This is a genomic window from Ornithinibacillus proteolyticus, from assembly GCF_039581225.1.
Classification (GTDB): domain Bacteria; phylum Bacillota; class Bacilli; order Bacillales; family Amphibacillaceae; genus Ornithinibacillus; species Ornithinibacillus massiliensis.
The window spans coordinates 1-10,092 of record NZ_JBCPXV010000071.1 but is presented as its reverse complement, the minus strand read 5'-3'; the positions used below and the strand labels follow the sequence as shown (position 1 = coordinate 10,092).

Sequence of the window (10,092 nt, the reverse complement as noted above, 5' to 3'; positions counted from 1 at the left end):
ATACCGCCAAAATGGGTAAATCTAGTTTAGGAAATGGAAATGATTTCAAAAAACTGGTTCCAAGCAATTTTCAATCGCTTAGAACCAGTTTTTTATTACTTTCTGGCTAGTTTTGTCCCAGCCTCTTTTGATTGTGGTGATTATTAGATTTGAAAGTAGATGAGCCTAAACTAGAGGAAGATGCACCCTCCTCGCGAGTAAATGAGCCCAAACCAGAGGAAGATGCGCCCGCCTCGCGAGTAGATGATCCCAAACCAGAGAAAGATGCGCCCACCCCGCAAGAAGATGAGCCCAAACCAGAGAAAGATGCGCCCATCTCGCAAACAGATGATCCCAAACCAGAGAAAGATGCGCCCACTCCCCAAAGCAACCTGCATCCCGCCCACAGAATTCAAGTAGGATAAAACCCAACATTTTAGAAATACTACCTAGTGGAGGTGTCTTTTATGCCAGAAAAAAGTGATAACTGGAGTAAAAAGCGTGTTACATCAAGTGTTAACCCACAGGGATTGACTGAGGAAACTGCCAATCACCGTCCTAAATCTGTATTGGAAGATCGGACAAAGAAGAAGAATACGAAGATTTAATAAAGCAGGTGATGACAATCGACCATACATTACAATACTTACTAGAATCATTATCTAACTATGAAGACAGTGAGCTAAGTCAGACGATTTATCAGAAGCTAAAGCATAATCCGTATCAGAGTGAAAGAGAGTTTGTTGATGATTTAGATGATAAAGAGATCCAGTATTTGGATCAAATACTGGAACGTGAAATTAATTATGCTGAAAATGTTCAAGATGATGTGCGGGTGCAACAGCTTCGTGAAGTATATGAATTAATCTTTTAAAATATGCTAGGAGTATAAGCCTATTTTGTTCAATTGGATGATATTGACATTGATTATTCATCGTGAACGTAGTAATATAAATATACAAGCTACGATGTACGTATTTTACTAAGTTTTAACCTCTAAATAGATAATAGGGAGTTTTACATTGAAGCTCTAATGTCGAGCCGCCATAGTGTAGCGGAAGACAGGAAGGTTTCTGCAAACACCCACTTAGTGAAGTGGTGGTTTAAAACTTTTTATTACAAATACGGCATTTGTGGCTGCTGAATATGCCAATTAACTGACCAGTTTCCGAGAGGAGGCTGGTCATTTTGCTTTTAAATAATGTTGACACGGTTGGGTAAAATCTGCTTTGTAATCCAATCGTCAATTAAATCATTAAAGAATGTCGGGTCTGCTAAAGAGATGCCGTGGCCAATTTTAGGAATTACAATTCCGGTAGCATTTGGATTGGCATGGGTTAATTCACTTGCAGATTTGCGCATGATTTTCTTTTCCTTTTCACCAACCGTAACTAATATGTTTCCGTCAGCCTTATAAAAATCATTAGGGATACTAAAGGACATATTTTCTTGCATCACTTGAATAAAGGTATGAAGACTAGTTTCTGAACTATCTTGATAGTATAAATCCAATTGACTTTCTTTTATGTATAACACTTTTGCTTGGAGCTTAGCGAATGATTTCCACTTTACTAGAGGAAAGGATAGCTTAAAGAGAGGCGTTACTAATTTAGCACTATAGGGCATTGGCTTCGTTAAAGCGCTGTTGATTATGGCATAGTCAATGAAGTGGGGCTGTATGCTAAGCATTTTGACAAGAACTTGTGCACCTAGTGAAAAGCCAATTACAATGATTGGTTTATCATTCTTTTTTTTCTTTATTAATTGTATGAGTTTCTCTGCACTATCTTGTATAGAAAACGAATCGTGTTTGCTCTTGCCATGCCCTGGTAGGTCCGGAACTAAGCAATGGTACGTTGTAGTAAAAAATTTCACTTGCTCGTCCCACATCCAGCCACTGACTCCTCCACCATGAAGAAAAACCATTAGTGGGGCATTCTCTACATAATACTCTTTATAATTCAAATGAATTCAACTCCTCACTTACGATACTAAGTAAATTTTAACATAATTCAAAAATTAAGGTATAAGTAAAAGTTTTCAAAAAGTATTTGCTTTATGTATTTTTAATTATTCTATATATTACTTATGATGAAAGTATAAAGGGGGAGGAATTGGTATGGATTTTCACTACGAAAGACTTGATCATGTACAGTTAGCAGCTCCAAAAGGTGGAGAAGAGAAGGCTCGATTGTTTTATCAAGATTTACTAGGGTTTTCAGAGGTAGAAAAGCCTGATAACTTAAAAAGCCGAGGTGGAGTTTGGTTCACTAATGGCATGATTCATCTGCATATTGGGATAGAAGAGCCGTTTTTGCCTGCACGAAAGGCACATCCCGCTATTCGTGTAAAGAATATTGAAGCGATGAAGCATTATCTCGATCAGAAAAATACAGCATATATTGTGGATGACCATTTGCTAGGTGCAAACAGATTCTATTTACATGACCCATTCGGGAACCGATTAGAATTTCTTGAGTGGATTTAAAAGTAAGGGGTTTCTCCTTTTAATAGGGAGACCCCCCTTTTTCATGGTAAAATTGTAAGAAAAATATCATTTCAGGGGGATTTCAATTGAAGAGAAAAATAAGTATTGCGTTGGGAAGTATTGTTGGAATTGTGGTGATTGGTTTACTAGTAGCTGGGAATTATTTTTATAGCGAAGGTATTAAACGAGGCACCGAAATCGAATTACATAGTGAGCCCGAAAGTGTGAATGCAAGTGCAAGTGAAACAGCGTTGGCTATTTTAGAAGAAGCGGAGAAGTGGTACGTGGAGCAGGAGCAAGAAGTCTTGCAAATCACATCCTATGATGACTTAGTATTAAAAGCCGGTTACCTAGAAAACGATAGGAAAACTGGAAAAGCGGTCATTCTTGCTCATGGGTATCGTGGGAATCGAGATCATATGGATAATTTGGTTAAGTTTTATTATGATCAAGGCTTTGATGTATTATTGCCAGATGCGAGAGGTCACGGGGAAAGTGAAGGCGATTATGTGGGATATGGCTGGCATGACCGGTTAGATTATGTGCAGTGGATTAACTTATTAGTAGAAGAGTATGGAGCAGAGCAAATCGTTTTACATGGTAATTCCATGGGGGCGTCCCTAGTTCTCATGACTAGTGGGGAAGAGCTTCCTGATGAAGTAAAAGGAATTATTGCTGACAGTGGATATACGACAGTAAAAGAGGAATTAAAGCATCAATTAAAGCACTTATATCATATTCCAGCGTTTCCAATTTTAGATATTACAAGTATGATTACTAAGGTGAGAGCTGGTTATTTCTTTGGGGAAGCATCTGCGATTGACCAGGTGAAGAATAATACGAGAGACCTATTCATTATACATGGGGATGCTGATGAGCTAGTTCCGACAGAAATGGCATATGAATTGTTTGAAGCTGCTGGTGGGGATAAAGAGCTGTGGATTGTGCCTAATGCTGGCCATACAAAGGCTTATAATGTTGCAACCGAGGAATTTCAAGATCGTTTACAACAATTTCTAGACAAGGCATTAGAAGAAACTACAGATGATGAGAGTCATGACTGATCTAACTAGGAAGGATGATCAGGCGACTAAAACATATCAAAAAAGTCAATACCTCCTAGAGGATGTCGTCGTATTGGAAAAGGAATTATAATATAAAAAGAGAAGCAGTTATGATTAAGTAGGTTCTGATAATGTGGAACTACTTAGGTTTTAAAAGCTTCTCTTTTATAATACATACAAATCAATTTACATTAATTAATTCCATTACCGTATCCATCATTTCTTCTGATACAGTATAAATTGTATGTGTGTCATCTGTATTCATCAAGCTGCTTTTTTGGCCTTCTTTGCCAATCCATAAATGAAAATGTTGCTTGTTATTACTTGTATCCATGACTTCTATATAATAGTCAGGGTTAGCCATATTTACGATAGCTTTTTCCTTTTTAGCACCTGAAATTATTTGCTTTAACTTCTCTAGCTTATCAGCCTCTTCCAAAACAATTGGACTGGCATCTTTTGCTTTTGAAAAACTAATCGTAGCAATGTCTGCATTTAAATTTAAAGGACTAGCATCCTTGTGTTGTATTACTGTATTAATTATTTCTGCTTGATTTGCGCTGTTATTTTCTGTTTGGCAACCAGATAGAACACTCGATAAACATAAGAGTAAAATTATTTTTTTCATCCATCTACGCTCCAATCCTCTCAGTCCATGTTACGGATAAGACGGAGAAAACTTCTTTCATGTTTCACAAATATAGCATCCTGGTCCTCTTCATTGTTACACCGATTGAGAATACTACACACCGTTTGGATGCCTAGCAAATATAGTAACCTTTACTACTTTCTTATACAGCGTTAATGTTAAATTCCTTCAATTCCCGTACAACTCTCGAAATGGGTAATCCTACCACATTATAATAGTCGCCGTCTATTTTCTTCACTAAAGCAGCACCTTGACTTTGGATACCGTAGGCTCCTGCTTTATCATAGACATCCTTAGTTGCGATATAAGCATGGATCTCCTCTTCTGTTAACGGCCAAAATTCTACCATTGTTTTTTCCACAAATGAAACTACTTTTTCCTGTGAGCGGATGGTTACGCCAGTATATACGTCATGTACATTCCCGCTTAAACGTGAAAGCATCTCATATGCTTCTTCGTGATGATTCGGTTTCCCATAAATAGTTCCTTCGAAGGCTACGACAGTGTCTGCTGTTAAAATTACCTCATTCGAATCAATAAATGGCACATGCTTTGCTTTATGTAAGGAAAGCTGTTTCGCTCTTAATGCTGGATTATCCGTTTGAATGACAGATTCATCTACATCTTGTTTTCTTATCACAAAGGGAATGTTTACTAGTTTTAGTAGCTCTTTTCTGCGTGGTGAAGTAGATGCTAATACGAGTGAATGGGTCATTGACTTCCTCCATATATATCTGACATAATTTAGTATATAGTAAAGTATACTAGATTGGATGCTTATTGTGAAAGGAACGAGAATTAATATCTATACATATAGGAAGAACTTTGTTAATTTAAATTAGTAAACCATTAAAATAAATGAGGAATTGGGGGATCTAAATGGAGACACAACAAACAAACGGGAAAGCTGTTGCAGCATTAGTGCTAGGGATATTATCGATTGTCATTCCATATGTAGGACTAATACTTGGTATAATTGGAATTATTTTAGCGAATAGTAGTTTTAAAGAAATTGCTGTTACCCAGGATGGTGGGCGTGGACTAGCAACTGCAGGATTAGTAACTAGCATTATTGGAGTTGCAATATATGGTCTTCTTTTTCTTTTTATTATCCTTGGTATTGCTGCATTTTCTTTATCTTATTAGTAAAAGCGAGAGATCACGTTATCGTAACGATGATCTCTTTTTAAGTTTTTTCGTGATATAGGCATTTGTTAAGATGAGGTGACACTTCGTAAATATGCTATAATTTCTATTTAAAATCCAGAATATTTACTTTATACTGGATTACATATAATAGGGGGAATGGGAATGACTCGTGTTTTGTTTTTTGCTTATCCGATGTATGCTGATTTTGAAATTGCCCATACGTTATTCTTTTTAAGAAAGCTTGGGAAAGCTACTGTGGTCACTGCAACAATTGATGGGGAAGCAGTGGAAAGCTTAGGGGGGATTGTAACCAATCCAGGGCTAGCCATTGCGGATGCAAACCCTAATGATTATGATGTAATCTTAATTTCTGGTGGGGATGGTGTATCCCAAGTGTTGGAAGACAATCGGATCCATCACTTTCTCCGAGAAGCAAATCGTATTCAAAAACCGATAGCCGCCATTTGTGCGTCGGCAACCCTGCTCGGTAAAGCAGGCTTATTAAAAGGGAATCGTTTCACTTGTACCCCGAATACATATGAAATGTTTCAGGACGCATTTGCCGATGCAGAATATACGGGTGAAAGACTAGAAGTGCGGGATAATCTTATTACTGCAAAGGGGACTGCATTTCCAGAGTTTACCTTAGCGATGATCGATCAGCTACAATTATGGAAAAATGATGAACAACGGGAAAGTGCACGGTTATTTTGTAAGGGAGAAGTATAACAGTTATGGCACAAAAAATTGTTGGATTACCACCGGTTATCAACCAAACATCTAGGGTGTTAATTGTAGGATCCATGCCAAGTGTTTTATCCTTGGAGAGCAAGGAATATTATGGGAACCCTCGTAATCATTTTTGGAAGATAATCTACGGTTTGTTTGACGAAAATCCTGATTCTAGCTATGCGGATAAACTGACTTTTCTTAGGGAGAAGCATATTGCGCTTTGGGATGCAATTGGTGCTTGTTATCGAGAAGGGAGTTTAGATTCATCGATTTATGGTGAGGAGCCTAATGATCTTCCAGGTCTCATTCAAGCATATCCTTCCTTACAGTTAATTGCATGTAATGGTACCAAGTCATTTAACACGTTAAAGAAGTACTTTTCTCCAGAGTCTTTATCGAATATCCCAGTAATCAAACTACCTTCTTCTAGCCCGGTTCCTGGTCGTTATAATAAACAATTGCCTGAAAAGATGGAAGAATGGAAGCAAATAATTGCCTATCTTGAGGAAAAAATGTAATTTTCAAAAAAGTGTTGTGCGTAGCATATCTCATTCTGTATAATTGACTTTGGGAGTGTCGTAGCTAAAGAGGGGAGAGTCGTAAGCGGCAACTTACGACTCAGACAATTGCGTAGGCTGCGGCGACTTCCTATCTTGGTGAAAAAGGTAATTATCCTGGTTCCTTACAAAGTGACAGGGTGATTACTTTTTTTCACGACTGTTCACAACTAACAATACTAGTGTTGAGAACATTAACATTAACTCAAGAGTTTTTTCAATTGGAATCACAAGCTTCAGCCCCTTTCCTGGGGAATTTTTTATGAAGCCGCCGTTAGTAACTCCAATACTCTGATCGTCTCACGCCTAGCGTATTGTCCCCCTCATTATACTACATCAGAAGGGCTCTCGTATCGCGATAATTACGAAATGGTAAAATATTCTTAGAATTTAGTTTGTTGTGGCAAAATACCTATGAATTGTCGATTATTTAGATAATGTTGTGAAAGGGACGAAGGAACGAGATGTTGTTGTTACTATAGGGAGGAGCTTGCTCGACACGAATATATTCGCAAGGCGTAGTGAATTGTAGAACCACGCCTTTTTTTGTTGCATTTGTGGTACAAATACTAATTTCAAATTTTTATACATCAAATGAGTAGTCTGGTTTTATCTCACTAAATGCGAAATTTAGCAAAATATAGAAGTATACTATGATAGAATATAATTAAATTTATATGCTAGGAAAGTAGGGTGTTATGAAATACTTCTGGGGTAGGTTTATTGTATTTGTCTTACTTTGGACCTATTTGATCATTCAATATAGTACCAATAGTTGGGTTAGTATTTTATGTTTTGCTGGGGCGATGGCCAGTTTCTTCTTTCTATCCTTAAAAAAAGTACCGATTTATGTGTACATCCTGTTGTCATTAATTATTTTCTTACATGGGCTACTTATAGCAGAAGAGAATCTAATAACAATCATCCTATTAGTTTATATTTCTATGATCGCATCTTTTCGGTTGCGCGAGAATAAATTAAAGCTATATATCCTGATGAATTTGCTTTTATCCATTTTACTTAGTTATCTTCAAATGAGTCATGTAGTAGCGATTATGGTGATGGTTGTATTTTTATATTTCCTTCTTCTATCCATTAATCAATACGTCACGATGCTACAAGACCAGCGTAATCTTTATGAAGAATTACGTAGTGAATATCGTAAGCTAAAAAGAATGAATCTACTTGCAGAAGAAACTGCACGTGTGGAGGAAAGGAACCGAATTGCACGTGATATCCATGATTCAGTTGGACATCGACTAACAGCTTTAATTATGAAACTGGAGACATTAGCCATCCAGACGAAAAATGAAGATTATCGTGAGTTGAAAAAGATGGCAGAGGATAGCTTAGGAGAGACAAGACAGGCTGTGAAAACACTCCAGGCAGAAGAAAGCGAAGGAATTGCAACAGTCGTACATCTTATTCGTAAGCTTGAAGCGGAAAGTCAAATCGTTGTTCAGTTCACCATTAAGCAGGGTGTACTTACTGTTCCATTATCAAATGATCATAGTGTTGTCTTATACCGGGTGCTCCAAGAAGCCCTCACCAATGCGATGAGACATGGTTATTCTAGAGAAATCCATGTCGTATTAGGTAAATCTGCAATTGGAGATGTCACCTTTGAAATATCGAATGCCGTTTATGAGGTAAAGCCATTTACATTCGGCTTCGGTCTAACCAATATGAAAAAGAGATTAGAACAGATTGGTGGACGACTCGATGTGTATCAGAAAGAAAACCAATTTTACGTATCCGGAATTATTCCATCGGAGTAGGAGGACAATCATATGTGGCGGGTATTATTAGTGGAAGATCAAGCAATTGTAAGACAGGGATTAAAGGTTATTCTAGAGCAAGACGAGCATATTCAGGTGACACATGAAGCGGAAAATGGTGCAGAGGCAATAGCTATTCTAGAAAAATATGCGATTGACTTTATTATGATGGATGTTCGCATGCCAATTATGAATGGAATTGAAGCGACGAGAGTGATTAAACGTCAGTGGCCAACTATTAAAATATTGATTCTAACTACCTTTAATGATGATGAATATGTGGTAGAAGCATTGAAAGAGGGAGCGAATGGCTTCTTATTGAAAACAGCCGATTCAACAAAGCTATTAGAAGCAGTCCATAGCTGTATGAATGGTGGGTTAATGCTACATGATGAAGTCGCAGCTAAAGTAATGCCCCGTTTACTTCAAAAACGTACCAAAGAAACGGTGAAAATTGATTTATCACCACGGGAATTAACGATTACTAGATTAGTCGGCGAAGGAAAAACAAATAAAGAAATTGCCGATGAACTCTTTCTTTCAATTGGAACTGTGAAAAATCATATTACCCAGATTTTGCACAAAACAGATTTGAGAGACCGTACCCAACTTGCGATTTTTGCGGTAAAGCATGAACTGTAGCAATCATTCAAAAAGTTGTACTATCTCACACCAATATCCAGCATTCCTATCCATTATAATGAGGGAAAGAACCTAAATAAGAGGTGTTCGACATGCTTGCCATTATGTTAGAGGAATTTCCGTTTGCCTCTCTTTGGAATACAGGAATATTTCTGTTCGTTTCGTTTGCCGCTGTTATCTATCTGTTTTTATTGCCACAGGAGAAGAAGCATTCCTGGTGGAAGAATGTTTGCTTTTTCCTTGGACTAATGCTCTTATTTATCGCGACAGGGAGTCCAATTAATATTATCGGTCGAATTCAGTTTAGTGTTCATATCATACAAGTCGTTCTACTTTGCTTGATTGTACCGCCATTATTGTTACTTGGTATGAAACGAACCGTTCTAGACCGAGCACTTAGGAATAAATGGGTTACTAAAATAGTTTCTTTCCTAGTGAAACCTTATATAAGTATTAGTATATTTTTCTTAACCTTATACATATATCACCATCCACCGATCTTTGATAATGCTCGTGTGGACCTCTATGGGAATTACTTTTACCTGTTCGCTTTATTTGCTGCCGGATTACTATTATGGATACCAATTATTCGAGGAAGTAATTGGACAAGGACACTTATTTATCATGCCATAAGTATAGGGATGATTTTTCCACTCGCTGGGATTTTACTATTTTCAAAGGAAATCATGTATCAAGCATACACGGATTTGACAACTTTTACCCAAGCATTGGAAGTATGCTTGCCGGCAGGGGCTGAATTATCTCCACAGGTCGTATTGCAACTATTACCGTTTGAGCCAGTAGCAGAGCAACAGCTAAGTGGGAGGATATTGCTCGCTTCTTTTCTAATCGTATTAACCGTGTCATCTGTTATGAAACGACAAGTGATAAAAAAAGTGTAAGAAAGTAGCTCTCGGTTTCGGGAGCTGTTTTTGTGCGCTTGGCAGCGCTCCGAACTTAAGGGTGAAAGTCCCAAACACGCCGTAGTGGCGGAAGTGTATAGCTGACAGGCAGTGCATGCTCGTGAGGGAATGTGCGGAGGGCTTGAAGGCAA

14 protein-coding genes and 1 other RNA gene are annotated in these 10,092 nt (G+C 37.7%); 12 read left to right on the top strand and 3 right to left on the bottom strand.

What is annotated here, in order from left to right; genetic code table 11:
• Positions 1–149: 149 nt before the first annotated feature.
• From AAIB49_RS18650 to ssrS, 4 genes are all read left to right on the top strand, one after another.
• Entirely contained in the window at positions 150–404 is a 255-nt protein-coding gene (locus AAIB49_RS18650; protein ID WP_343458924.1) for a hypothetical protein, read from the top strand.
• Positions 405–446: 42 nt separating this feature from the next.
• Positions 447–587, top strand: coding sequence for a small, acid-soluble spore protein L (locus AAIB49_RS18645; protein WP_186869238.1), 141 nt, complete (start codon positions 447–449; stop codon positions 585–587).
• Between the two features lie 11 nt (positions 588–598).
• Positions 599–853, top strand: coding sequence for a sporulation protein (locus tag AAIB49_RS18640; RefSeq protein WP_445254515.1), 255 nt, complete (start codon positions 599–601; stop codon positions 851–853).
• Between the two features lie 83 nt (positions 854–936).
• Positions 937–1,123, top strand: a non-coding RNA gene (ssrS, locus tag AAIB49_RS18635) — 6S RNA.
• Between the two features lie 50 nt (positions 1,124–1,173).
• Here the strand turns inward: ssrS and AAIB49_RS18630 are convergent.
• Positions 1,174–1,950 carry an alpha/beta fold hydrolase gene (locus AAIB49_RS18630; protein WP_343458925.1) on the bottom strand — a complete coding sequence of 259 codons (777 nt, stop codon included), beginning with the start codon at positions 1,948–1,950 and terminating at the stop codon, positions 1,174–1,176.
• A gap of 148 nt (positions 1,951–2,098) precedes the next feature.
• Here AAIB49_RS18630 and AAIB49_RS18625 point away from each other — a divergent pair, with 148 nt between their 5' ends.
• Entirely contained in the window at positions 2,099–2,467 is a 369-nt protein-coding gene (locus AAIB49_RS18625) for a VOC family protein (protein WP_339216138.1), read from the top strand.
• A gap of 86 nt (positions 2,468–2,553) precedes the next feature.
• Positions 2,554–3,531: an alpha/beta hydrolase gene (locus AAIB49_RS18620; RefSeq protein WP_343458923.1), complete on the top strand. Its 978-nt coding sequence runs from the start codon at positions 2,554–2,556 to the stop codon at positions 3,529–3,531.
• A gap of 181 nt (positions 3,532–3,712) precedes the next feature.
• On the opposite strand, the gene AAIB49_RS18615 is transcribed toward AAIB49_RS18620, so the two are convergent.
• A complete protein-coding gene (locus AAIB49_RS18615) occupies positions 3,713–4,159 on the bottom strand; it encodes a YhfM domain-containing protein (RefSeq protein WP_343458922.1) in 447 nt (148 codons plus the stop codon).
• 163 nt (positions 4,160–4,322) lie between these two features.
• The gene (locus tag AAIB49_RS18610; RefSeq protein ID WP_343458921.1) at positions 4,323–4,895 is read right to left on the bottom strand and encodes a Maf family protein; all 573 of its coding nucleotides are present in this window, start codon (positions 4,893–4,895) and stop codon (positions 4,323–4,325) included.
• A 164-nt stretch (positions 4,896–5,059) separates the two neighbouring features.
• On the opposite strand from AAIB49_RS18610, the gene AAIB49_RS18605 reads away from it, so the two are divergent.
• From AAIB49_RS18605 to AAIB49_RS18580, 6 genes are all read left to right on the top strand, one after another.
• Positions 5,060–5,326 carry a DUF4190 domain-containing protein gene (locus AAIB49_RS18605; RefSeq protein WP_339216130.1) on the top strand — a complete coding sequence of 89 codons (267 nt, stop codon included), beginning with the start codon at positions 5,060–5,062 and terminating at the stop codon, positions 5,324–5,326.
• Between the two features lie 165 nt (positions 5,327–5,491).
• Complete coding sequence (locus AAIB49_RS18600; protein WP_343458920.1) at positions 5,492–6,058, top strand: DJ-1/PfpI family protein; 567 nt, start codon at positions 5,492–5,494, stop codon at positions 6,056–6,058.
• 5 nt (positions 6,059–6,063) lie between these two features.
• Positions 6,064–6,579 (top strand): DNA-deoxyinosine glycosylase, encoded by a 516-nt coding sequence (locus AAIB49_RS18595; protein WP_339216126.1) that lies wholly within the window; start codon positions 6,064–6,066, stop codon positions 6,577–6,579.
• A 737-nt stretch (positions 6,580–7,316) separates the two neighbouring features.
• Positions 7,317–8,396, top strand: coding sequence for a sensor histidine kinase (locus AAIB49_RS18590; RefSeq protein WP_343458919.1), 1,080 nt, complete (start codon positions 7,317–7,319; stop codon positions 8,394–8,396).
• A 12-nt stretch (positions 8,397–8,408) separates the two neighbouring features.
• A complete protein-coding gene (locus AAIB49_RS18585; RefSeq protein ID WP_343458918.1) occupies positions 8,409–9,038 on the top strand; it encodes a response regulator transcription factor in 630 nt (209 codons plus the stop codon).
• Between the two features lie 92 nt (positions 9,039–9,130).
• The gene (locus AAIB49_RS18580) at positions 9,131–9,940 is read left to right on the top strand and encodes a cytochrome c oxidase assembly protein (RefSeq protein WP_343458917.1); all 810 of its coding nucleotides are present in this window, start codon (positions 9,131–9,133) and stop codon (positions 9,938–9,940) included.
• Positions 9,941–10,092: the final 152 nt, after the last annotated feature.